The sequence below is a fragment of the Pedobacter puniceum genome (genome assembly GCF_009674685.1).
Lineage (GTDB): Bacteria > Bacteroidota > Bacteroidia > Sphingobacteriales > Sphingobacteriaceae > Pseudopedobacter > Pseudopedobacter puniceum.
On record NZ_WKJI01000002.1, the window covers coordinates 790,229 to 814,995 of the forward strand.

A 24,767-nucleotide genomic window follows, 5' to 3' on the forward strand; every position below is an offset into this window, starting at 1 on the left:
CTTAAGAGCGCTTTTTAGGGTTTTTATTTTTTAGCTTTTCTTCTGCCTTTAGTTTCATTTCTTCCCGCACCTGCTTCATCAACTTAATTTTATAATACAAACTTAAGCCAAATGCTGCTAATAGAAGTATGGGTAAGAAATAATTACCAGCCTTAAAAGCCATTACAGCTCCTATGGCAGAGCAAATAATGATTAAGTTTAAAATAACGTTAAATAATACCTTTTTAAACATGATTAATATACTTTCATGCCAGGTTCAATTTCTGCAGCCCACGCTAAAATACCACCTTTTAAATTGTAAAGATTGGTATAACCTAGGTTTTGCAATTGGTTTAAAGCAGCAGCACTTCTGGCACCACTACGGCATTGCATAACTACAGGAATATCTTTTGATATTTTATCTGCCTCTAGTAAAACACTAGCAAGCGGAATATTTTCTCCCTCTATGTTAGACATTTCATATTCAAAAGGCTCACGAACATCTATTAATTGAAATTCTTTGCCTTCATCTTTCCATTTTTTTAGCTCTGCTACTGTTATCTCGTTCATAATAAAATACTTTATGCTTATCAAAAATAGTAAAAATAGCAGGTTTTAAAACTTAATAATTAAAGTTTACCATTTATCAACTATATACTGTAACATGCCTATACCTAAATAAGTCTTATAAGCGTTTATAGCTTGTTTATTTTGAGCATAAATTTTGCTGTAAGAGAAAAACATTTTTATTGAAAATTATAAGATGAAAAAAATAACCGATTTCTTTTGGTTTTGCTCTGGCGCACACATAGAAACACTTAAAAAATATCCTACAGAACATAATAAATATGTTGGTATTGGTGCAACCATATTCTTTACCGCCTTATTTGCTTCTTTATCTGGTGGTTATGCTATGTATTTTGTTTTTTCTGGGAGTAATGCCGCTGTTTTATTTGCGATGTTATTTGGTATAATTTGGGGCTTAGCCATTTTTAATATGGACCGCTATATTGTTGCCAGTATTAAGAAGACAGGTGGTTCTAACCAGCAAATTTATCAGGCTTTACCTAGGATATTATTAGCCATCATGATTGGTATTGTGATATCAAGACCTTTAGAACTGAAAATTTTTGATAAAGAAATTAGGCAAAAGCTAAAAACTAGCTATTTAAACGGACAACGTTCTAAAATAGATACTTTAAATAGAGCCTTCTCTGATAAATATAGTATTGAGCTTGCAAAGTTTGAGGAATTAAAATCAGAGAAAGATTCTTTAGAGAAAGATATCAATCGTTCTAGATATATTTTAAATCAAGAGGTTTTTGGCGATAAAACCAACCAAACCAGCGGTGTAACCGGATTTGGTACTTACGCCAAGCAAAAACAAGCTGTAATAGACCAAAAAGAAGCCCGTTTAATACAAGTAAGAAATGATATACAGCGTATAGACGATATTATTAACCGGCGTAAAGAAATGGAGGGCTTAAATAGCACTTTACTTTTTAACGAAAAACAACTGGATAGTTTAGCTAATGTTGCCGGCTTTGCGGACAGGAATTATGCTCTTGGACAGCTTTCTTTTAACCCTGATGGCAGCAGAGATGTGGATACTTATTTGGCGATATCTTTTATATCTTTCCTGTTTGTACTTTTAGAATGTTTACCTGTTTTTGTTAAGCTAATGTCTGACAAAGGCCCTTACGATGTTGCCCTACAAAACATAGAAAGCGTAGCTATTCACAACAGCGAAAAGGAAAAAGACCACGAAATTATAGTTACCGATAATACTTTAGATACTTTAAACAATGCCGAAATAGACAAAAAGAAAATTTTGATAGAACGAAGGGTTAAGAAGGATTTAGAAGATTTTAGCTAAAAGAAAAAGGAGAACCGTTTAGTTCTCCTTTTTTATGTTTTATACTGTTGTTTTGATATGTAATTCTACCTTTTGTTTATCATCTATGGTAGAAGGAGAATCTATCATGACATCTCTTCCCGAGTTATTTTTAGGGAATGCAATAACATCACGTATAGTGTCTAAACCAGCGAAGATGGATACCAATCTATCAAAACCGAAAGCAATACCACCATGCGGAGGTGCACCATATTCAAAGGCTTCCATTAAGAAACCAAATTGTTTTTGAGCTTCTTCTGGGCTAAATCCTAAATGCTTAAACATGAGTGATTGTAATTCTCTATCGTGTATACGGATAGAACCGCCGCCAATTTCGGTACCATTAATTACTAAATCGTAAGCATTGGCTCTAACCGCTGCTGGGTCTGTATCTAGTTTAGATATATCATCTGGTTTTGGTGATGTAAAAGGATGGTGCATAGCGTGGTAACGCTCTGTTTCTTCGTCCCACTCTAATAAAGGAAAATCTAATACCCAAAGTGGTGCAAATTTATTTTTATCTCTTAAACCTAAGCGGTTACCCATCTCTAAACGTAACTCGTTTAACTGTTTACGTACTTTATCCGGGTTTTCTCCTGCCAGAATTAATACTAAATCGCCAGGCTCTGTAGCAAATGCAGCTGCCCATTTTTGTAGTTCTTCCTCGTTAAAGAATTTATCTACTGATGATTTTAAGGTACCATCCTCGTTATGGCGCATGTAAATTAAACCTGTAGCACCAATTTGCGGACGTTTAACAAAGTCTGTTAGTTCATCTATTTGCTTACGCGTATAAGAAGCACAACCTTTTGCATTGATACCAACAACTAAACCAGCGTTATCAAAAACAGGGAAACTTTTTCCTTTTACAAAATCTGTAGCTTCTACAAATTGCATCCCAAAACGGGTATCTGGCTTATCAGAACCATATAAACGCATAGCATCATCATAAGACATTCTTGGGAAATCTTGAATATCCAGATTTTTTACGTTTTTAAACATGTGGCGCACCAAGCCTTCAAATAAGTTTAGGATATCTTCTTGCTCGATAAATGCCATTTCACAGTCTATTTGGGTAAACTCCGGCTGTCTATCGGCTCTTAAATCCTCATCTCTAAAACATTTTACAATTTGAAAATACCTATCAAAACCAGAAACCATTAACAATTGCTTAAAGGTTTGTGGAGATTGTGGCAAAGCATAAAACTCACCCGGGTTCATACGACTTGGTACCACAAAATCTCTAGCACCTTCTGGTGTAGATTTTATTAAAACAGGTGTTTCTACCTCTAAAAAGTTTTGTGCATCTAAATATTTTCTGATTTCCTGAGCCATTTTATGACGCAGCACTAGGTTATTACGTACCGGATTTCTTCTTAAATCAAGGTAACGGTATTTCATTCTTAGCTCGTCTCCACCATCGGTTTCATCTTCTATCATGAAAGGAGGGAGTTTTGCAGCGTTTAAAATTTCTAACTCAGAAACTTTAATTTCAATATCTCCGGTGGCTATTTTAGGATTTTTATTGGTTCTTTCTATAACCGTACCGCTTACTTTTATCACAAACTCTCTTCCTAATTCGCGGGCTTTTGCTCTCATTTCGGCATTATCATCAGCATTAAAAACCAATTGGGTAATACCGTATCTATCTCTAACATCAATAAAAGTCATGCCTCCTAAGTCTCTGGATTTTTGTACCCAACCACTTAACACAACCTGAGTTCCCAAATCGGCAATCGTTAATTCGCCACACGTATGAGTTCTATGCATTTTCTTTGATTTATTTTAATGTAGGACACGAAGATAAAAAATCTTATTAAAGTGTTTGCGTATTAGAGCTTCTTAAGTTAAAATATAAGAGTTTAAGGAGGTTTTTTAGCTGCATGGCGTTCCGAAGAATTTGAAGCCCCTCTTGCTACTGCATTAAAATCTTGATAGATATGAATTTATCCCCTCAATGGGTTTATGAATTCAATTTAAAAAATATACACGCTGTACACTGGTCTAATGTTGGAAAATTTGATGCTCAAGATGTAGAATTGATAAAGTGGGCCAGGATTAATGATTTATAACTCACTACACAACCTGTAAATATCCTTCGTGTTTCTTCCTAGTCCTTTATAATCTAAACCATAACCTACCACAAAGTCGTTAGCTATTTCAAAGCCAATGTATGCTATCTCATCAATTTTAACTTGTAAAGCATCGGGCTTTAACAACAAACTGGCAACTTTAATGCTTGCCGGATTTTTGGTTTTAAACTTTTCTATCAAATAATTTAAGGTTCTTCCGGTATCAATAATATCTTCTACAATAATGATATCTCTATTTTCTATATCGATACTTAATGGATACTCTTCTATAATATTACCTGAAGATTGTGTTTCGCCATGGTAAGATGAAACCTTCACAAAAGCCATCTCACAACTGATGTTGATTTCTTTCATCAAATCTGCCATGAATAAAAAGCTACCATTTAAAACCCCAATAAAAATAGGCACCTTCTCTTCATAATCAACATTCATTTGTATACCTAATAAGCGTACACGCTTTTCTATCATATTGGCATCTATAAAAGGCTCGAAGGTTTTATCGTCTATGGTTAAATTCATGATGTGGCTTGTTTCAACAAATTTAATTTTAAAAAAGCATTTATTATTGTTTTATAATTCATCTGTTAGATTTTATATAATCTGTATATTCAAATTTTATTTATCTAAAATATTATACCATGTTAGTAATTAAGAGCCACGACGAGTTTGCGTCTCATTTAGGAAAAGAACTAGGTTTTTCTGATTATCATACCATCACCCAAGAGCAAATAAACTTATTCTCTGATGCTACTTTAGACCATCAATGGATACATACCGATACAGAAAGAGCAAAAACAGAAAGTCCGTTTAAGGCAACAATTGCCCATGGTTATCTTACTTTATCTTTAATACCATACTTATGGAAACAAATTGTTGATATCCAAAATCTAAAAATGGAAATCAATTACGGGATAGAAAAATTGCGTTTTGCACAAGCGGTAACTGTAAATAGCGAAGTAAGATTGGCTGTTAAATTAGTTGATATTGCTAATTTACGCGGTGTAACCAAAGCAACAATTGGTATAGAACTAGAAGTTAAAGATCAAAAAAAACCTGCTTTTAGTGGTGAGGCAGTTTTCTTATACCATTTCATATAGTTTATTGGCATCAATTTAGCCAAGCATTCATATCTACTAAATTAATGAGATATGAAAAGCAATTTTTTTAAATTGGTAATGGGCTTTGCAGTGATTGGAGCCATAGCTACAGGATGTAGCTCTACCAAAGATTCTACAAACACTACTGATTCTACAGGTACTACAGACCAATCTGGTACTGGCGGAATGAACGGAACTGGTACAACAACTGACACTACTTCAACTACAACACCAAATGGAGGTAGCGGCGGAGGCGGTACAACAACAACCCCTCCACAATCTAATTAAGAGATAAAAACAGCATTTGAAATTCAAATGCTGTTTTTATTTAAAAATTAATTGCTCTATTTATTAATTATCTTTGCGGTTCTTTTATGGATCACGAAGTTTACAGATTAAGAAACGGCATTAGGATATTATTTAAACCAACAGTTTCGCCTATTGGGCATTGTTGTTTAATTATTAATGCTGGAGCAAGAGATGAAGAAGAAGGTAAACCAGGCCTAGCGCATTTTATTGAGCATTTACTATTTAAAGGCACTAAAAAACGTAATACTAATCAGATTTTAAATCGTTTAGAAGTTGTGGGAGCAGATTTAAACGCCTATACAACTAAAGAATATACTTGCTTACATGCATCCTTTTTACATGAACATTTAGAGCGCTCTGTAGACTTATTACAAGATATTGCCTTTTTCTCTATGTTTCCGGAAATAGAAATGGAAAAAGAAAAAGGGGTTATTATTGATGAAATATTAAGTTATGAAGACCAGCCAGAAGAGGCTATAAATGATGATTTTGAGAGTTTATTATTTAAAGGAAATCCGCTTGGCGAAAATATTTTAGGAACTAAAGATTCTGTATCCGCATTTAAAAAATCAGATATTTTAAATTTTATAGCTAGAACCTATAATACGCATGAAATAGTTTTTGCCGTTAGCGGAAATTACAAAGCAACTAAGATTTGGGCTTTATGCGATAAATATTTCGGTATCATCCCAGAAAACAGAAAAGAAAAACAGCGTTTAAAACCAATTCCAAATCCTAAACAAGAGCTTATTATTGCTAAACCTATTAACCAAGCGCATTGTATTTTAGGTAGTCATGCTTATTCTTTTCATGATGATAAAAAACATGGTTTATTACTGTTAAATAATCTTCTTGGCGGTAACGGGATGAGTTCGAGGTTGAATTTAGAAATAAGAGAAAAGTACGGCATTGCTTATACTATTGAGTCTAATTACACCGCTTTTAGTGATTCTGGTATTTTCTCAATTTATTTTGGTACCGATGAAGAAAAGGTAAATAAAGCTTTAAAACTTGTACATAAAGAACTAAAGAAACTAAGAGAACAAAAATTAGGTGTAGTACAATTACAACAAGCTAAGCAAAAATTTATTGGTCAAATTGCTTTAGGAGAAGAAAACCGTATGGGCGTTTTAATCTCTATGGCAAAAAGTTTAATAGATTTTAATAGGGTAGATTCTTTAGAAGAGGTATTTGCTAAATTAAATGCCGTTAGTGCATCAGAAATTTTAGAAATTGCTAATGAAGTTTTTAACCCCAATTTATTAAACCTTTTGATGTTTAAACCAGAGGAAGAAAATTAGTACAAGAAGTTTTTATTCTCCCAAGCAAAAACATAGCTATCCTCAAAAGAGCCATCTATATTTCTTGTTTTTTGATGTAATATACCCTCATGCTTAAAACCTAGTTTTTGATAAATTTTTAAGGCTTTTTTGTTAGATGCTCTTGATTCTAGCTCTACTCTTTTAACATCAGGACGGTGCTTTTCTATCTCACTTAAAAACCTTTGAAAAAGTTCAGTTCCTAATCCCTGTTGTTGATAATCCGGATGTATCAAAATGGTTAAATGGGTTAAAACATGATCAAATATTCCTATACCATATTTATGAGCATGAATTGCAGCAATAACTTTTTCTGTTGTTCTTTCTTCGCCTAAAAATAATAAACCTTCTTTTTTAATGATATTGTTAAAAACATCATCAATAAAAAGGATATCAATTTCTTCTGGCGCTCTTGCAATGCCATTAGGGTTTTTAGAAACATCCAGATACAAATTAAAAAGTGCTTCTTTATCTGCTAAAGAACCTTTTCTAATAAACATCATTAGCTTTCTGTAGATTTAAAAGCGTTCCAACCTTGAGCTTTCAATTCATGTGCGTTTCCAGACCGAGTGATTAAGTAATTACCAGCGTTTTCTTCTGTAATATAACCAATGACAGAAATATCAACATCGTGTTTTAAGCGGTCGTAATCTGCTTGTTTAATGGTAAACAATAGTTCATAATCTTCACCGCCATTTAAAGCACAAACAGTTGGATCTAAACCAAAATCTCTAGCCATTTCTACAGTTTGTGGGTCTATCGGAAATTTCTCTTCATACAACTTACAACCCTTTTTAGATTGTTTGGTAATATGTAATATCTCAGAAGCTAAACCGTCTGATATGTCTATCATAGAAGTTGGTTTAATTTCCATCTTCTTCAATAAATCAACAATATCTAATCTTGCTTCTGGTTTTAACTGACGTTCTATAATGTAATCTTTACCTTCTAAATCGGGCTGAATTTTAGGATTTGCTAAGAATACTTGTTTCTCTCTTTCTAACAATTGCAAACCAACATAAGCGCCACCTAAATCGCCAGAAACACAAATTAAATCTCCTTCTTGTGCGCCATTACGGTAAACAATATCACTTTCATCAGCATAACCTATACTGGTTACACTAATAACTAAACCTTGTCTGGAAGAAGTGGTATCTCCACCAATTAAATCAATGTTATATTTTTGACAGGCTAGTAACATCCCAGCATATAATTCTTCTATAGCCTCTAATGGAAATTTGCTAGAAAAACCTAATGATACGGTTACATGCGATGCCATCCCGTTCATGGCATAAATATCACTTAAGTTAACTTGAATAGCTTTATAACCTAAGTGTTTTAAAGGTGTAAAAGCTAAATCAAAATGTATGTTTTCTAGAAGTAAATCGGTAGAAATTAAGGTCTTTTTATCTTTAAAATCTAGAACAGCCGCATCATCACCAGCGCCTTTAATAGTGGTATCAAGGTTTAATTTTATATTTTTTGTTAAATGGTCTATTAAACCAAACTCTCCTAAATTTGCTATTTCTGTCTTTTGCGTATTCTCGAACATGCTTAAATCCTTTTGAAATACAAAAGTGCAAAAAATTACTCATTAAGTTTTACCTAGTCTTTATCAGCTGTAAGGCTTTTTCTAGCTGATTATCTTTACCATTTAACTCATCCACGAAAGTGTTAATTACTTCATAATGAGGAAAAACACCTCTCCCAACTATATTTTGTGAGGTATTTGGTTTTATAACTTTTAAAGGTAAACGCAATTTTAGTTTAGTATTTGGTAGGTTAACATACGGTATTGTACCTGCTGTACATTGGTTATAAGCGCCACCTGTTTCTTCGCCAATAAAAATTCCTCGTTTTACACCTTGTAAGTTTGCTACCAATAAAGAAGTTGCAGAGTATGATAAACCATTTATTAATACATATAAATCAGGTTTGTAAACGTTAATTTTTGGGTTTAAAGCTTTATTGGTTCTAAGAAGACTATAAAAACCCATACTATCTTTTTTTATGGTTAAATGTGGAAAAGGGAAATTATAAAACCACGAATTTTGAAAATATTTACGTGTTGATATATACCTTTTTTTAACCTCAACCCTTTGGTTAAAGATGGCTGGTTTATCATATAAGTACCTAAATAATTTATTGCATGCACTTAATTTTCCACCAGAATTTCCTCTTAAATCAAGAATTAGATGGTTGATTTCTTGTTCTTTAAGCTTTTTAAATGACTGACGATAAAACTTACTGAAATTAGCTTGATCAAAACTAAAGCTTCCAACTTTTAAAATAGCTGTTTTATTTAAGCTATCTATTTTTAAATCTAATATAGGTTTACCATCTGCATCTTTACCTAAATAAGCTAGTTTTTTATTTACTTTTTTTGATGATGATTTAATTTTACTAAAACCTAAAGTAATATCTTTTACCAGCGTATCTTCTTTAATTTTTAAGCAGATGGTATCACTTTTTTTAAAATTTAATTGATAGTAATATCCAAAATTATTTTCTATGATGTATGGATTTAAGGTTTTATTAAAACCATCAGAGCTAAATAGTTGATTTGCTTTTTTAACGATACTATCTATCGGATAATCATCAACACTTAAAACTTCCATTTTAGGTTTAAGCGTATGATTTGAGGAATCTTTTACAGATTTAATCCACACTTTATCATCATCTAAAGCTATTTTAAACTGATTAAAAGGATGAACTCCTTTTGCTTTTAAAATCTGTTTTTCTGCTATAGTATATTTTTTGTTAGGATAAACCAAACGCGTATGTCCGCATTTAATTTCTGTTATTAAAGGAGCAACGTATCTATAAAACTCTAAAGAAGTTAAAGGTTTATGCAGCAGGTTTTCTACACTATCAAACTTATGTGCTAAAACAATACTATCTATATACCAATAAATACCCGGGTGTGCTTCTAGTAAGGATGTTTTTAAAATTTGATAATCCTCTTTTAATGCTTCAACTGGATGTTTAACATTTAAAGCTTGATTATATTTTTTTTTAGATGTGCAAGAAACCATTAAAACTATTACAGATAGCATGAATAATTTCAAGATTTTCATCATATAGTTTTAAATGGAGAGAGAAAGCGTCAATAACATTTCTGCTATTGACGCTATTTTATTTTTTAAAGACCTAATTTAGCCGATATATCTAGCATTCTTTCAATAGGTAATCTTGCTCTTTCTATAATTTCACGTGGAACATCTACTTCAGGTAATTCGTTTTTTAAACACAAATACAATTTTTCTAAAGTATTACGCTTCATATGCGGACAATCATTACAAGCACAAGTATTATTTGGTGGTGCCGGAATAAAAGTTTTATCAGGGTTTGCTTTAGCCATCTGGTGGATAATTCCTGATTCTGTAGCTACAATAAACTCTTTTGCCTCATTCTTAATGGTATAATTTAATAATCCAGTAGTAGAGCCTATATAATCTGCCATAGACAAAATATGATCTTCACATTCTGGGTGTGCAATAAATTTAGCTTGCGGATGACGTTCCTTTAATTTTGTAATTTTCTCTTGAGCAAAAATCTCATGTACCATACAAGCGCCATTCCACAAAACCATATCTCTACCTGTTTTCTTCATTACGTAAGCACCCAAGTTTTTATCCGGACCGAATATGATTTTCTGATCTTTTGGTAAGCTTTCTACTATTTGCACTGCGTTGCTAGATGTACAAACAATATCACTTAAAGCTTTTAATTCTGCCGTACAGTTTACATAAGTAATAACCAAATGGTCTGGATATTTCTCTTTAAATTTTTTAAATAAATGCGGTGGGCAGCTATCAGATAAAGAACAACCAGCTTTACTATCTGGTAACAATACTTTTTTATTTGGCGATAATATTTTGGCTGTTTCTGCCATAAAGTGTACACCAGCAAATACAATTATAGAAGCATCTGTTTTGGCAGCTTCTTGTGATAAACCTAAACTATCACCAATATAATCCGCAATATCTTGTATATCAGCATCTTGATAATAATGTGCAAGAATTACTGCATTTTTCTCTTTCTTTAATCGCTCTATTTCTGCGAATAAATCTAAGGTTGGGTCAATATATTCATCAACAAAACCTTTTATGTTAATCTCTTCTAGTACGTTCATTTTTTTTCCTTATCCAAAGGTATAAATTTCAAAATAATGGTTTCTCCACTTTCTAATAATAACTAATTATTTATAAATAAAATTCTTATTGTTTATTAAGGTGTTAGTTTGGTGTATATCTTTAAATAGATAAATCTTGATTTTTGATTTATTTTAATAATACTAACAATTTATTAACAATTATAAGCATTTATCTTATTGATTATCAGTAGTATTATAATTAGCAACAAAAAAATTATAAAATTATTCTGTTTAATATTAAGTATTTTTAAAACGTTAATAAATGTTGATTTGTTACCAGTAAGTAAGTAATAAATTAAACTTGATTTTTAGTTTTAGCTGCTTTGTTAACATTTTCAAATACTTTTAATTTATTACATACATTAAACTAACATCTTTTATACTTTTATACACATAAAACTGAGGCTTGTTTAAAACATAGCCATTTTAATATGAGAAATGTTGATTTCCTTGTTATAGGATCTGGTATTGCTGGTTTAAGTTTTGCCCTTAAGGCTGCAAAACATGGTAAAGTTCTGATAGTTACAAAATCTAATGAAGATGAATCTAACACTAAGTATGCACAGGGTGGTGTTGCTGTAGTTGTGGATAAAAAGGAAGATTCTTTTGAAAAGCACATTAATGATACTTTAATTGCAGGCGATGGTTTGTGTGATAAGAATATTGTTGAGATTGTTGTTACTGAAGGTCCAGATAGAATTTCAGAGATTATTGAGTACGGAGCTAAGTTTGATAAAGATAAAACCGGGTTTTATGATTTAGCTAAAGAAGGTGGTCATTCAGAACATCGTGTATTACATTACAAGGATATAACAGGTTTTGAGATTGAACGTTCTTTGTTAGAAGAAATTCATCAAAACCCTAATATAGAAATACTTACACATTATTTTGCAGTAGATTTAATTACACAGCATCATACTGGTGAGTTTGTGAACAGACATTCTGATAATATAGAATGCTATGGAATTTATGCTCTAAACACAGCTGATAATACTATAGAAAAGATTACATCAAAAATTACGGTATTAGCTGCTGGCGGTGCCGGACATATTTATAGCTCTACAACTAATCCAACCATAGCTACTGGTGATGGTATTGCTATGGCTTATAGAGCTAAGGCAAAGGTTAGAAATATGGAGTTTATTCAATTTCATCCTACTGCTCTGTATAATCCTGGCGAGTATCCTTCTTTTTTAATTTCTGAGGCCGTAAGAGGTTTCGGAGGTGTTTTAAAAAGAAGAAATGGCGAAGAATTTATGTATGAGTACGATGAGCGTGGTTCTTTAGCTCCTCGTGATATTGTTGCCAGAGCTATTGATGCTGAGATGAAAAAATCTGGTGATGATTTTGTTTATCTTGATATCAGACATCGTAAAAAAGAAGATTTACTTTCTCATTTCCCAAATATTTATGCTAAATGTTTGTCTATTGGTATAGATATGACTAAGGATATGATACCAGTTACACCAGCTTGTCATTATATGTGTGGTGGTGTTTTGGTTGATGAATTTGGTCGTTCATCTATTAAAGGTTTATATGCTTGTGGCGAGGTTACTTCTACCGGTTTACATGGTGCTAATCGTTTGGCTTCCAATTCTTTATTAGAGGCATTGGTTTATGCTCATAGAATTTATTTAGATGCTAAGGATAGGTTAAATGAATTTAGTGTTCCGGATAATATTCCAGATTGGAATGATCAAAATACGCAGCTTTCTAATGAAGATATTTTAGTAACTCATAACATCCGCGAAATGCAAAAGATGATGAGCGACTATGTGGGTATTGTTCGCTCGGATTTTAGGTTAGAAAGAGCCATGAGAAGACTCCGTCTTTTATATGAAGAAACAGAAGAGTTTTATAAAAGAACCAAGCTATCTGTTAAATTGTGCGAATTGAGGAATTTAATACAAGTTTCATACATTGTAATAAAATCAGCAACCGAGCGTAAAGAAAGTAGAGGATTACATTATACAACAGATTATCCTCAGCATGCTCATGAATTAAAAGATACTATATTATAATGGAACCTTTAATATTACCAGTTTTAGGAAAATCACCCAAATGGGGCGATGATTGTTATATTGCTCCAAATGCCACTATTGTTGGCGATGTTAAAATGGGTAATAACTGTTCTGTTTGGTTTAATGCGGTTATACGTGGCGATGTTAATAGTATAAGCATTGGTAATGATACCAATATTCAAGATGGGGCTGTTATTCATGCTACTTATTTAAAAGCTTCAACTACTATTGGTAATCAAGTTTCTATTGGGCATAATGCTTTGGTTCACGGTTGTACTTTAAAAGATAAAGTTTTGGTAGGTATGGGCGCTATAGTTATGGATAATGCTGTTGTTGAAGAGTATGTAATTATTGCAGCCGGAGCTGTTGTTTTAGAGAATACACTGTGCGAATCTGGTTATTTATATGCCGGAATGCCAGCAAAAAAAATAAAGCCCTTAACCGATGAGCAAAGGGCTTTATTAGATAAACTACCGAATAATTATATCATGTATTCAAGTTGGTTTAAGGAAACTCTTTAGGAATTGTTATTTTCTCTTCTCTATCCCAATTTGGCCTGATAATCAATTCTTTATCATAAATCCAAACTTTTTCTGGTTGTAGGTTATTTTTAACATTTCCAGTATCGTAAATTTCGTTTTCATTGATATCTTCTATCACTTTAAAGAAATATTTGCCATTGCTAATGGTATTATAATTTAGTAAGGTGTTTACATTGATGGGAGATTCTTTTAAGATTTGCTTTTTCTCGTTCAGTAATTGAACAATATAACTTTTACTAGTATCTGCTCTGTCTACATTTAGAGTTAAATTACCGTAATTCTCTAATTCATCTAATTCAACATCTAAACTTATTTCTTTATTTTTAGTACCATAAATATCTGTAATAGCGTTTTCTTTGAATAATAGAGTGTATCTTTTCTTTATACGCCAAGGATAATTAACTTTTACAACTCTATTATTAGCATCAATTATATCAAAGCTAAAATTGGTTTGCGGTACAGAGTCTACCATCAATTGTACTAGAGATTTGTTTATACTTGCCAGTGGTAGGTTAGAAGTTAGCTCTAGAGATGTACCTGGTTTTATTTTACCTGATAAAAGGTTACTTTCAAACTTGATAGTTCTCGTATAATTATCTTTTTTATTTCTGGTTATCTTGATAGTATCTAATATTTTATTCTGATCATTTATTACTAGTTTAAGCGAATCAAAAGTTAGTTCTCTTAACCATATTAAAGTAGTATCAGCATTTTTTGAGTATGATATGATAGGGTTCTTAATGGTATTATCTAAAAATTTGATAGATGGTTTTTTAATAGGTTTATTAAAAATAAGCGTTATCCTTCCGTCTGTTTCTATTTTTCTATCTAATACCCTAAATTTTTCTGGTACTTCTTTAAACAGTTTTAAAATGATGTTGCTTGTATCTTTTTTTAGCTTAATGGGTTTCTCCAAAAATGCTATTTCTTCTTTAGGCGAGTTATAAATTCTATCACCAGATTCCTCTTTTAGCGCATAAATTTTATAAGTTGCTTCTTTTAAGTTTTTAATTGAGAAGACTCCAGAAGAATCAGTAGTAGTAAAAATGGCTGGTCTTTTTTTACCAAATAAGGTATCTCGTTCGATAGGAAAAATAAATACAGTAGCTCCTTTAAATGGGAGGTTATCATTAGAATTTAAAACTTTACCAGATATTTGTAATGAGTCTATTTGTTTTCCTGTAGAAAAAACATAACTATAGTTTATAAGCTTGTTGCTTTCGTTAACATCTGCTATGGCATTGCCAAAATTTATAGTATAAGTAGTATTAGCCTCTAAAGTATCTTTAAGTTCTATTTCTAAACTTTTCTGTTTGATTTTATAAAGAGGTGGATTCTCTTGTGCCGGAGATATAGCAATTTCTGTATACTCATTATTGAGTTTAAAATATTCATCAAACTCAATTAGTATTTTTTTATTGATAAAATTGGTTGATAAATTTTTAGGTGTTTCTTTTAAAACTTTTGGTGGTTGTTCATCTTTTGGGCCTCCTTGTGGTTGCTGCATACTAGCACAAGCTTGAATGAGCAAAATCATCCAAGATAGGTGTAAGAAATTTATATTTTTTTGCACTTTTTTATTTAAAAGCATTTTTGTGCGATTTAAGACATTTTATCATTTTGATGAAGGTTATCATTAAAATTTCGAAAAAGTCGTTTATATCAAATATTTTGAATTAACTGTTTTGTTTATATAAAATATTGATTATCAATTATTTACTCATATGAACCATTAAAACTGAAATATCTGATGGTGAAACACCAGAAATTCTAGATGCTTGACCTAAAGTTCTTGGTTTTATTTTCATTAATTTTTCTCTTGCCTCTTTAGAGATAGAATTTAGAGAATGATAGTTAAACTCAGGATTGATTTCCTTGTCTTCCATCTTTTTCATTTTTTCTACAATTTCCATCTCTTTATCAAAGTAACTCTCGTATTTGATTTTTATTTCAGCTTGCTCTATAGTCTCTTTATTGTATTCGTTTAAAGCCTCGTCAAAATGTTTACTCATTCTTCTAAGGTCTTTCATTTCTAACTGAGGTCTGCCTAATAGATTGTGTAATTTGTAGCTTTGGCTGATGCTACTTGTTCCTAACTCTTCTAATATTGGGTTGGCAATTTCTTTATCTATTTTAATTTCTTTTGTTAGCTCTATAATAGCTTGAGCGTTTTTGATTTTTTCTTTTACTAAGTTTAAACGCTCTTCAGATATCAAGCCTAAATTGTAACCAATAGGAGAGAGTCTTTCGTCAGCATTATCTTGTCTTAAAAGCAATCTATGTTCAGCTCTAGAGGTAAACATTCTATAAGGTTCTTCGGTTCCTTTGGTAACCAAATCATCAATTAAAACACCTATATAAGATTCTGATCTTTTTAGAATCAACTCGTGTTTATCATGTACTTTTTGGTGAGCGTTTATACCCGCAATAAAACCTTGTGCTGCCGCTTCTTCATAACCTGTTGTTCCGTTTATTTGCCCAGCGAAGAATAGATTTTTAATCAGTTTTGTTTCTAGGGTTAAACTTAATTGTGTAGGAGGGAAGAAATCATATTCTATAGCATAACCTGGTCTAAACATTTTTGCATTCTCAAAACCTGGTATTAACCTTAATGCTTTTTGTTGAATATCTTCTGGTAAGGATGTAGAGAAGCCATTAACATATATTTCTACTGTATTCCAGCCTTCAGGTTCAACAAAAATTTGATGCCTTTCTCTTTCTGCAAATCTATTTATTTTATCTTCTATAGACGGACAGTATCTTGGACCTAAACCTTTGATTCTTCCAGTAAACATAGGAGATTTTTCAAATCCTAGTTTTAGAGTTTCATGTACTTCGCTATTAGTGTAGGTAATCCAGCAGCATCTTTGTTCAGTTGGGACAGGGGTATCAGTAAAAGAGAATTTACCTCTTTCTTCGTCGCCCCATTGTTCCTCCATTTTAGAGTAGTCTAAAGATCTACCGTCAACCCTTGGAGGTGTACCGGTTTTCATTCTGCCAGCTTCAAAACCTAGTTCAACTAGCTGTTCTGTTATGCCTGTTGCTGATTTTTCACCAGTTCTACCACCACCCATTTTTTTCTCTCCAATATGGATAACACCGTTTAAAAAAGTGCCATTTGTTAAGACTACAGATTCGGCTTCTATCTCTATACCTAATGATGTTTTTACACCACAAACCTTATCATCTTTTACAATAATTCCGCTTGCCATGTCTTGCCAGATATCCAAATTTGGAGTGCTTTCTAGTGTTAGTCGCCATTCTTCAGCAAAACGCATCCTGTCGTTTTGAGTACGTGGAGACCACATTGCTGGCCCTTTAGAACGGTTAAGCATTCTAAACTGTATGGTTGATTTATCAGCTATAATACCCGATTTACCACCCATAGCATCAATTTCTCTTACAATTTGTCCTTTAGCTACACCACCCATAGCTGGGTTGCAACTCATCTGAGCTATAGTACCCATGTTCATGGTAATAAGCAAAGTTTTAGAACCTAAGTTTGCTGCTGCTGTTGCTGCTTCACATCCGGCATGTCCTGCACCAACTACAATTACGTCATATTTTTCAAACATATTTTTAATGTTTCACGTGAAACAATTCTTCTTTTTTATCTTCATGTTCCACGTGGAACATGAGTATTTTTTGTTATGCGAGTTCTGATAATTCTAACCAACGCATAGATTTTTCATCTAGTTCGTTTTGTTTTTCCTCAATTAAGTGTGAGGTTTTGATAATCTCATCTGGATTAGAAATGCTATTTAAGCTATCTGTTAAACTCTTGATATTTTGTTCTAAAACCTCTATTTCATTATTCAAGGCTTCAAGCTCTTGCTTCTCTTTAAAAGTAAGTTTTGCTTTTTCTTTAGCAGGAGCGGGGCTAGCGGTTTTTGATTGTTGTTTTTTAGCTTGCTCTTTTTCTAATTGTTTAAGTATTTCTTGCTCTTCTCGGTAAGAAGAATAATTACCATTATAGATTCTTATTTTACCATTGCCCTCTAATATGAAAAGCTGTTCGGTTAGTTTATCTACTAAATATCTATCGTGTGAAACTAAAATTAAAACACCCGGATAATTTTCAAGAAACTCTTCTAAAACATTTAGGGTGTCAATATCTAAATCATTAGTAGGCTCATCCAGTATTAAGAAATTTGGATTTTTAATTAACACCTTCATTAAGTGTAATCTTTTCTTCTCGCCACCACTTAATAAGCTTACAAAGCCATGTTGTTTCTTGGGCGGGAATAAGAAAAGTGTAAGAAGTTGAGAAGCTGTAATTGTACTTCCATCTGCAAGGGTAATATACTCGGCAATATTCTTTACAACATCAATAACACGCTCATCTTCTTGGAAGCTTAAGCCTGATTGGTGGTAATATCCAAAAACAGTAGTCTCACCTTTTTTAATAGTTCCTGAATCAGCTTTTAATTCTCCGGTTATAAGATTTAAGAAAGTGGATTTTCCAGTTCCGTTTTTTCCGGTTAAACCTATTTTATCACCTTTCTTAAAGGTGTAAGAGAAATCATTGATGATAGAAATGTTGTTAAATGTTTTATTGATATGTTCTATCTCTAATATTTGATTTCCTTGTCTGCTAACTTTTACTTCTAGTTTTACCTGTTCTCTAGCTCCATTGCCTTTAGACCGCTCCTCTAAATCATAAAAAGCATCTATTCTGGCTTTAGATTTTGTAGCTCTTGCTTGAGGCTGTCTTCGCATCCATTCTAGTTCCTTTTTAAGCAGGTTTCTGTTCTTAGCTAAAGTAGCTTGGTCTGCAGCATCTTTTTCTGATTTCTTTTCTAAATAATAAGCGTATTTGCCTTTATATGAAAAAACCTGACCATTGTCTAACTCAATAATTTCATTACAAACATTATCTAAAAAATAACGGTCGTGGGTAACCATTAAAATGGTTTTTCCGCCAGTATTTAAGAAACTCTCTAACCACTCAATAGTATCAATATCTAAATGGTTGGTAGGTTCATCTAATACATAAACATCGGGTTCATCTATCAATAACTTAGCTAAACTTAACCTCTTTTTTTGTCCACCAGAAAGGTTAGATATTTTCTGATGTAAATCATGAATGCCTAATCTTCCAAGAATGGTTTTTATTTGATGTTCGTATTCCCAAGCATTAAGATTGCTTAACTCTTCTGTAAGTTCGTTTATCTTGTCTAAATCTGGGTTTTCTTCTTCTAAAAGCTCTTCGTACTCTCTAATAATTTGTTGCTGCCTATTATCTAAGCTGAAAATAAAATCGCTGATGCTGGCATCGGCACTAAATTTTGGGTCTTGTTCTAAATAACCAAATCTGATATCTTTAGCCTTTACTACTTTTCCTTCGCTAGGTAATATTCTTTCTGCTAACAATTTCAAAAGGGTAGATTTTCCGGCACCGTTAATACCTACTAAAGCTACTCTTTGTCCTTGTTGTATGCCAAAAGTTAAATTTCTGAAAAGCCAATAATCGTTAAAGGCATGACCTAATTGTTCTGCTGATACTATACTCACACTAATTCTTTTATGATATCTGATGGATAGGTAAAAATACCCTGATCTTCTTTTAATGATTGTTGATACATAGCTAACGCAATAACCGATGTTTTAATACTTCTATATTTCTTTAAAGAGCCTATTAATAAAGGATCTATAGATTTCATCAATGATAAGGCTATTTTTTCACCAATACGCTTTTCTTTTCTTTCTCCTCTTAATAGGGAAGGTTGGTAAATATGTATGCTTGGGATGTTTAAAGCTTTTAAATCATCTTCTGTTTCGCCTTTAATTTTACTATAAAAATTTGATGATTGAGCGTTAGCGCCCAAGGCAGAAACCAGATGATATTGTTGAACCTGATTTTCTACTGCAATTTTCCCAATTTCAATAGGGATATCGTGGTCAATTTTTCTGTAGTTATTTAAATCTGGTGTTTTAGCTCTGGTTGTACCTATACAGCAAAAAATAACATCTGCTTTTATATGTTCTTTAATCTCCCAAAGGTTAGAAAAATCAGTAATAATTTCTTTTAGCTTTTGATTTTGGATGTTTAATGACTTTCTAACAAGTACAATTACATCTGTGTAGGTGTTACTATGCAGTAATACCGACAGTAATTCACTGCCAATAAGTCCGCTTGCACCTATAATAATTGCTTTTCTAGTCATTTTATCTAAAATCAATCTGCAAAAGTACGCATTTGTATCTTTGGAATAAATATTGTATGTTTAAACATGTAATTTTTTATATAAAAAAGACAAGTAACATTTAAAAATATTTCATCATGAAAACGATTATACACAGAGCTTCTGATAGAGGAGCAAAACAAATTAGCTGGTTAAAAAGCTACCATTCTTTCAGTTTTGGCGATTATCAAGACCCAAATAAAATGAGTTTTGGCTTATTAAGGGTATTAAATGATGATTATGTAGAGCCTGGAATGGGTTTTGGTATGCATGGCCATGAAAATATGGAAATTGTAAGTATTCCGCTTTATGGTTCTTTAAACCATCAGGATAGTATGGGAAACGATGCTGTAATTAAAACTGGCGACGTACAAATTATGAGCGCTGGAACTGGCATTAGACATGCAGAATTTAATGGTAGTAAAGCAGAACCTGTTAAATTTTTACAGATTTGGGTTTTTCCAAAGGAATATAACATTCAGCCTAGATATGATCAAAAATCTTTTAAGGAAGAGGATAAGCATAACCAGTTTTTAACAGTTGTTTCTCCGGATAAGGATAATAAGCAAGCTGTTTGGATTAACCAAGATGCATGGTTCTCTTTAGCTAATTTAGAAGCCGGTAAAGAGCTTTCTTACAATTTAAAAGGAAATAATAGCGGTGTATATATTTTTGTATTACAAGGCCAATTAGGTGTTGCAGAACACGTTTTAGATAACAGAGATGCTATTGGTGTTTACGATACAACATCAGTAGCTGTAAAAGCTCATTTAGATACTAAGCTTTTGGTGATAGAAGTACCAATGGCTTAATTATAAATAAAGGGTTAAACTTTTAAGTTTAACCCTTTCTAAATGCTCTTTTAGCCAAATAAAAATCTTCCATCTCAGTCATTTTAGCCTTTTCTTCTTTTTTCTTATCGGGGTAACCCAAAAGATGTAATGTACCGTGTATAATAACCCTGTGCAATTCATCGCTTACGGCTACTTTGAAAGTTTTGGCATTTTCTTTTATCCTATCTATACTGATAAAAATATCGCCATAAATGATTCCTTTTTCCTCGCTATTATCAAAAGTGATAATATCTGTAAAGGTATCATGGTTTAGGTATTGCTGATTGATACTTAGTAAATAAGTATCAGAACAAAATATAAAATTAAGTTCTTGTAACTGATGTTTTTCTTCTTCTATAGTGGTATTTATCCAGTTTCTAACTGCATTTTTATGTTTCAGATCATAGGTAGTATCTTCTTCAAAAAAATTTATGGGCAGTTTTTTCATCAAATCTTTGTTTATGCAAAGATGGAGATTAGAACTTAAAATGTAGCTCTACTTCGTTTCCTTTTGTATTAAAAATACATTGGTCTGCCAGTTGTTTCATAATAAATACGCCTCTACCACTTAAATTTTCTAAATTTTCTGGTGCAGTTGGGTCTGGTAGGTTATTAAAATTAAAACCTTCACCTTGGTCGGCAACTGTAAATACTAATCTTTTATTATTAATAATTTCAAGATTTAAATAAACCAATTTATTTGGATTTTGCTTATTTCCATGAAAAATAGCATTCGTAACCGCTTCGTTAAGGCAAGTCATTAAATTAGCGTAAACATCATCTCCTATATTTAGGGTAGCAACCAAATCATCAACAAAATTTTCAACTACTGCTATACTATTCTCATTTGAAGGAAGTTGAAGAGAATAGAGTCCTTTATCCATTATCCCTGAAAGATTACTCATAATTATTTCCTCTTATTTAATTTTTTAAAGTAATCACTAATTTTTGACTTATAAAAATTATTTAACGCTGGAGATACTGTTTTTAGCATTTCAGCCTCATTTTCTTTTATTTTTTCATATTCTTTAAGTACTAAATTATAATTTGGTGCAAATTGTTTTCCGGCTTTACTTTCTTTTTGTGTGTCTTGCTCTCTTTCTCTTTCGGCTTTTTCTGCTTCCAATAGCCTCGTTTGTATCTCTTGTTGCCTGTTAATAGCCTCTTGTGTAATACGTTTGTTTACGAGATCAGTTTCTGTTTGTTCCATGTCTTGCATGATTTTTTCCAGATTTCCTAATTTACCTTTCCCATCTTTATTAAGCTGTTGATTAAGTTCTTGTAAAGCTTGCCTAATCATTTGTTGTTGCTGTGCCATTTCAGAAAACTGCTGGCTCATTTGTTTATTACCTTTTTGCCCTTGCGGGATGCCTTGCTGCTGCATTTGCTCTTTGGCCTTTTGCATATTTTTAGTAAGCTCCTGCTGCATTTTAGATAGCTGTGATATCCCTGGTTTAGGCTTTCCTTTACCGCCAGATTTAGCATTCTTCATCGCATTTTGCAGTTGTTCTAAGGCTTCACTAAGCATTAAAGATAGATTATTGATAGCTGTTAAAGCATATTGCTGGTTTCTGTTTACCTCTGCAATTTTACGTTCTGTAAGGTTTTGTAAAGCTTCTGCAATTTGTTGGTTAATTTGGCTTATCTCTTTATTTACCGTAGCTGATATTTGTGGAACCCGTTTGCTTAAACTATACAAGCTGTCTTCAACAATTTTTAAATTATCCTTAATATTCCTTTGTCGCTGACCAATCTCATTAAACCTAGGGTCGTTAATGTTGGTATTCTTTAGATCAAGCATCAATTTTTCTTGGTCAAAAGAGCTTTTTAATAAGTTTTGAAGAATTTGCCTTAAAGCTAGGGCATCAACTTGGCTTTGTTCAGCATCGTCTTCACTTTGCATCTCCTTTAGCTTATTAGCCATTTCTTGCATTTCAGAAGCAGCATCTTTTTGTGCTTCATTGGCTTTTTGCTTACGGTTTTGTGCTAGATTTTCTTCTGCTAACTGTAACTGTTTTTCAATAGCTTGTTGTTGTTCTTTTTGTTGATCAAAATTTTCTGGTTGCTCTAAAAGCTGATTTTTTTCTGCTATTTCTTTTAAGTCTTCTTTAAGCGTATTAAACTCTTTTTTAATTTCTTTTTGTTGATTTAAATTGGGTTTATTGATGTTTCCTTCCTGCTTTTTTGCAAGGTCTTCCAATTTATCTATCGCCTGATTTATTTTTTGCTCAACTTCCAGTTGCTTGTAAAGCTCAAGAATACGGTCTAATTCTTTTTTCAGAGATTTTTGGTCGCTTTGCACCTGCTTAAGCTCTTGATTAGGAACATCGCTAAGCTTTTGCTCCAACATTTTCTGAATTTCCTTTAATAAAGATTTAGTCTTCTCATCCAATACATTATCAAACAGCTCTTGTATTTGCTTTTGCTTCTCTAAAAGTTCTTTGTTGTTATCAAGTTGATTGCGCTCTAGTAAATTCTTCTGATTTTCTTTACTTATCTCTTTTAACAACTCTTCTAGCTTTTGTTGTTTATCAAGCAATTCTTGTGCTTGCTTTTGCTGAGTATAATCCATACTCTTGGCATTTAACAACTCTTGATTTAACTTTCGGGCTTCATCTTGAATCTTTTGAGCTTGCTTAATAGCATCAGAAATTTTTTGCTTAACGTTTTGTGTGCTTTCTTCTACTTTTTCTATAAGCTCATTTTTACTTAAAAGCCTGTAGGTTTTAACACTTGTTCTACTGCTTTTAGGGCCGTTTACACCGTCATTATCAGAAACTTCAAAATAATAACTAATTTCTTCGCCTGCTTTTATACCTGTGTTACTAATAGGCCAGAAGTAGAAGAAACTACTTTGTAAACTACCTTTATCCAATTTTACAGGTGCTTTAAACTCTTTTCCTAGTCTGCCTTTATCGTTAGATGATGTAATTTTATAGTGAAAATTTAAACTGTTTAAACCATAATCATCACTGGCTTTCCCAATAAAATATAATACTTGGCTATTAAGCGAATCAGCTTTTTCTGTAGCTTCAATTTGTGGAAAAGCATCTGGTAAAACCTCTATCTGATAATTTAAAGCATCTGGTATAACCCATTTATTCTGAGGTTTTAAACTATACAAAGCACTTTTTGTTAGCTTAAGCTGATAGCTAAACTGATTGCTGGTATTAGGTTTTAGCTGGATATTATTTTGTAGATAATTGAAAGTTAATGCTGTAGTATGCTCTGCATTGATTAACCATTTTACAACAGTTCCTTCTGGCAAACTAATATCACCAGGATTCTCTAAAACCTCGTTTTTCTTTTTTAAGTAAGCCGGATAAGTCAAAAATAGCTTAACACCTAAAATACTTGGCTTTTTGCTTATTTTTAAGGTATAAGTTTCAGAGTAAAACTCGCCAGCTTTAAATCTAAAACTTACATCCTCTTGTAAATTCTTAAAAGTATGGTTGAAGTGGATAATATTTTCTTGTGTTAATCTGAAACTGTTAACACCGTCTTCTATGTAAACTTCCTGAGGTATTTCTGTTCCGCTTAGCTTAATTTTAAGCTGAAAATCTTCTCCTTGTACGCCTGATAAATTTTTGTTTAATATCTCGAAGTTGAAAGGAGCTTTTTTAACAAAACGCTGGTTATGTTTAATAATTCTGCTAGTACCATCAGTAATAATAGCAGGCGTTGTAAATGCTAAAACTAGCATCACCATAGCCGGTACAATAGCATAGCGTAGATATTTCTTGTTTTCACTGATTTTTATAGCCGATACAAACGGAATAGGCTGTAATTGCTTAACCCTTTGGTTAATACTAGCCAAAATCAAAGCTTCATGTTCAGGCTTATCAGTTAAAGCTTTCTGTAGTTGTAAAGTATTAAGGAGTTTGTCTTTTACATCAGGAAAATGATTTCCAATGATGATAGATGCTTGTTCATGATTTATAAAAGCGCCTAGTTTCAAATATTTCAGTAAATATTTACCAACCAAAAACCAAGCTAAAGCAAACTGGCTGATAATAAATAGGTAGAAGAGAATGGTTTTAGTAAGCGGATTAAAATAGCTGTAGTATTCTGCTATAATCACTACTAAAAAAGCGGCCAAAAAAATAGCACAAAGCCAAATCAAGCCCCTAATAATTTTATTGAGGTAATATTTCCTGATGAAATCGTCTATCTTTTTTAAAAAGTCAGCGTAATCCATAAAAATGAAGAAATATTAAGCACATCGGAAATATAACATTTAACCGTTTAATAATGATTTTATTATGGGATAAAATTAAACAAACCTTCTTTTAGCTAGAAAGTGAAAATCTTTTGTTCATATTCTAACACCTTATATTGA

At 32.3% G+C, this 24,767-nt stretch carries 23 protein-coding genes; 8 read left to right on the top strand and 15 right to left on the bottom strand.

Features of this window, described 5'->3' with window-relative positions; genetic code table 11:
* Nucleotide 1 precedes the first annotated feature (1 nt).
* Together GJJ64_RS10105 and GJJ64_RS10110 are read right to left on the bottom strand one after the other, a co-directional pair.
* Complete coding sequence (locus GJJ64_RS10105) at nucleotides 2-232, bottom strand: DUF6358 family protein (RefSeq protein ID WP_026904243.1); 231 nt, start codon at nucleotides 230-232, stop codon at nucleotides 2-4.
* 2 nt (nucleotides 233-234) lie between these two features.
* On the bottom strand, nucleotides 235-549 hold the full coding sequence (locus GJJ64_RS10110) for a rhodanese-like domain-containing protein (protein WP_154287668.1): 315 nt from the start codon (nucleotides 547-549) through the stop codon (nucleotides 235-237).
* Nucleotides 550-742: 193 nt separating this feature from the next.
* On the opposite strand from GJJ64_RS10110, the gene GJJ64_RS10115 reads away from it, so the two are divergent.
* Complete coding sequence (locus GJJ64_RS10115) at nucleotides 743-1,855, top strand: DUF4407 domain-containing protein (RefSeq protein ID WP_154287669.1); 1,113 nt, start codon at nucleotides 743-745, stop codon at nucleotides 1,853-1,855.
* Nucleotides 1,856-1,894: 39 nt separating this feature from the next.
* On the opposite strand, the gene aspS is transcribed toward GJJ64_RS10115, so the two are convergent.
* Nucleotides 1,895-3,643 (bottom strand): aspartate--tRNA ligase, encoded by a 1,749-nt coding sequence (gene aspS / locus GJJ64_RS10120; RefSeq protein ID WP_154287670.1) that lies wholly within the window; start codon nucleotides 3,641-3,643, stop codon nucleotides 1,895-1,897.
* Nucleotides 3,644-3,804: 161 nt separating this feature from the next.
* Between aspS and GJJ64_RS16835 the strand changes: the two genes are divergently transcribed.
* Entirely contained in the window at nucleotides 3,805-3,945 is a 141-nt protein-coding gene (locus GJJ64_RS16835; RefSeq protein ID WP_262884805.1) for a DUF5615 family PIN-like protein, read from the top strand.
* Here GJJ64_RS16835 and hpt read toward each other — a convergent pair.
* On the bottom strand, nucleotides 3,940-4,485 hold the full coding sequence (hpt, locus tag GJJ64_RS10125) for a hypoxanthine phosphoribosyltransferase (protein ID WP_154287671.1): 546 nt from the start codon (nucleotides 4,483-4,485) through the stop codon (nucleotides 3,940-3,942). The genes GJJ64_RS16835 and hpt overlap by 6 nt on opposite strands.
* 119 nt (nucleotides 4,486-4,604) lie before the next feature.
* On the opposite strand from hpt, the gene GJJ64_RS10130 reads away from it, so the two are divergent.
* The 3 genes from GJJ64_RS10130 to GJJ64_RS10140 all read left to right on the top strand — a co-directional run bounded on the left by GJJ64_RS10130 (nucleotide 4,605) and on the right by GJJ64_RS10140 (nucleotide 6,673).
* On the top strand, nucleotides 4,605-5,063 hold the full coding sequence (locus tag GJJ64_RS10130; RefSeq protein WP_154287672.1) for a MaoC family dehydratase: 459 nt from the start codon (nucleotides 4,605-4,607) through the stop codon (nucleotides 5,061-5,063).
* 51 nt (nucleotides 5,064-5,114) lie between these two features.
* A complete protein-coding gene (locus tag GJJ64_RS10135; protein WP_154287673.1) occupies nucleotides 5,115-5,351 on the top strand; it encodes a hypothetical protein in 237 nt (78 codons plus the stop codon).
* Between the two features lie 86 nt (nucleotides 5,352-5,437).
* Complete coding sequence (locus GJJ64_RS10140; RefSeq protein ID WP_154287674.1) at nucleotides 5,438-6,673, top strand: M16 family metallopeptidase; 1,236 nt, start codon at nucleotides 5,438-5,440, stop codon at nucleotides 6,671-6,673.
* On the opposite strand, the gene GJJ64_RS10145 is transcribed toward GJJ64_RS10140, so the two are convergent.
* The 4 genes from GJJ64_RS10145 to nadA form a co-directional block, all read right to left on the bottom strand.
* Nucleotides 6,670-7,194, bottom strand: a complete 525-nt coding sequence (locus GJJ64_RS10145) for a GNAT family N-acetyltransferase (RefSeq protein ID WP_154287675.1) — start codon at nucleotides 7,192-7,194, stop codon at nucleotides 6,670-6,672. The two genes, GJJ64_RS10140 and GJJ64_RS10145, sit on opposite strands and share 4 nt — an antisense overlap.
* Complete coding sequence (thiL, locus tag GJJ64_RS10150; protein ID WP_026904233.1) at nucleotides 7,194-8,243, bottom strand: thiamine-phosphate kinase; 1,050 nt, start codon at nucleotides 8,241-8,243, stop codon at nucleotides 7,194-7,196. Before thiL ends, GJJ64_RS10145 begins: the two co-directional genes overlap by 1 nt.
* Nucleotides 8,244-8,292: 49 nt before the next feature.
* Nucleotides 8,293-9,771, bottom strand: coding sequence for a S41 family peptidase (locus GJJ64_RS10155; protein WP_154287676.1), 1,479 nt, complete (start codon nucleotides 9,769-9,771; stop codon nucleotides 8,293-8,295).
* A 62-nt stretch (nucleotides 9,772-9,833) separates the two neighbouring features.
* Nucleotides 9,834-10,826 carry a quinolinate synthase NadA gene (gene nadA / locus GJJ64_RS10160; protein WP_154287677.1) on the bottom strand — a complete coding sequence of 331 codons (993 nt, stop codon included), beginning with the start codon at nucleotides 10,824-10,826 and terminating at the stop codon, nucleotides 9,834-9,836.
* Between the two features lie 452 nt (nucleotides 10,827-11,278).
* Here nadA and nadB point away from each other — a divergent pair, with 452 nt between their 5' ends.
* Both nadB and GJJ64_RS10170 read left to right on the top strand, forming a co-directional pair.
* A complete protein-coding gene (gene nadB / locus GJJ64_RS10165) occupies nucleotides 11,279-12,868 on the top strand; it encodes an L-aspartate oxidase (RefSeq protein ID WP_154287678.1) in 1,590 nt (529 codons plus the stop codon).
* The gene (locus GJJ64_RS10170) at nucleotides 12,868-13,389 is read left to right on the top strand and encodes a gamma carbonic anhydrase family protein (RefSeq protein WP_154287679.1); all 522 of its coding nucleotides are present in this window, start codon (nucleotides 12,868-12,870) and stop codon (nucleotides 13,387-13,389) included. Before nadB ends, GJJ64_RS10170 begins: the two co-directional genes overlap by 1 nt.
* On the opposite strand, the gene GJJ64_RS10175 is transcribed toward GJJ64_RS10170, so the two are convergent.
* The 4 genes from GJJ64_RS10175 to GJJ64_RS10190 form a co-directional block, all read right to left on the bottom strand.
* The gene (locus tag GJJ64_RS10175) at nucleotides 13,373-14,947 is read right to left on the bottom strand and encodes an Ig-like domain-containing protein (protein ID WP_229655510.1); all 1,575 of its coding nucleotides are present in this window, start codon (nucleotides 14,945-14,947) and stop codon (nucleotides 13,373-13,375) included. The genes GJJ64_RS10170 and GJJ64_RS10175 overlap by 17 nt on opposite strands.
* Nucleotides 14,948-15,122: 175 nt before the next feature.
* Nucleotides 15,123-16,985: a tRNA uridine-5-carboxymethylaminomethyl(34) synthesis enzyme MnmG gene (gene mnmG, locus GJJ64_RS10180; protein WP_154287681.1), complete on the bottom strand. Its 1,863-nt coding sequence runs from the start codon at nucleotides 16,983-16,985 to the stop codon at nucleotides 15,123-15,125.
* A 73-nt stretch (nucleotides 16,986-17,058) separates the two neighbouring features.
* Nucleotides 17,059-18,924, bottom strand: coding sequence for an ABC transporter ATP-binding protein (locus GJJ64_RS10185; RefSeq protein ID WP_317162922.1), 1,866 nt, complete (start codon nucleotides 18,922-18,924; stop codon nucleotides 17,059-17,061).
* Complete coding sequence (locus GJJ64_RS10190) at nucleotides 18,921-19,577, bottom strand: NAD(P)H-binding protein (RefSeq protein ID WP_154287682.1); 657 nt, start codon at nucleotides 19,575-19,577, stop codon at nucleotides 18,921-18,923. Before GJJ64_RS10190 ends, GJJ64_RS10185 begins: the two co-directional genes overlap by 4 nt.
* A gap of 116 nt (nucleotides 19,578-19,693) precedes the next feature.
* Between GJJ64_RS10190 and GJJ64_RS10195 the strand changes: the two genes are divergently transcribed.
* Nucleotides 19,694-20,407, top strand: coding sequence for a pirin family protein (locus GJJ64_RS10195; RefSeq protein WP_154287683.1), 714 nt, complete (start codon nucleotides 19,694-19,696; stop codon nucleotides 20,405-20,407).
* 28 nt (nucleotides 20,408-20,435) lie between these two features.
* On the opposite strand, the gene ybeY is transcribed toward GJJ64_RS10195, so the two are convergent.
* Genes ybeY through GJJ64_RS10210 form a run of 3 tightly spaced genes read right to left on the bottom strand, consistent with a single transcriptional unit; the run spans nucleotide 20,436 to nucleotide 24,626 of the window.
* Nucleotides 20,436-20,876: an rRNA maturation RNase YbeY gene (gene ybeY / locus GJJ64_RS10200; RefSeq protein ID WP_154287904.1), complete on the bottom strand. Its 441-nt coding sequence runs from the start codon at nucleotides 20,874-20,876 to the stop codon at nucleotides 20,436-20,438.
* A gap of 28 nt (nucleotides 20,877-20,904) precedes the next feature.
* The gene (locus tag GJJ64_RS10205) at nucleotides 20,905-21,333 is read right to left on the bottom strand and encodes an ATP-binding protein (protein WP_229655511.1); all 429 of its coding nucleotides are present in this window, start codon (nucleotides 21,331-21,333) and stop codon (nucleotides 20,905-20,907) included.
* Nucleotides 21,334-21,335: 2 nt separating this feature from the next.
* Complete coding sequence (locus GJJ64_RS10210) at nucleotides 21,336-24,626, bottom strand: DUF4175 family protein (protein ID WP_154287684.1); 3,291 nt, start codon at nucleotides 24,624-24,626, stop codon at nucleotides 21,336-21,338.
* Nucleotides 24,627-24,767: the final 141 nt, after the last annotated feature.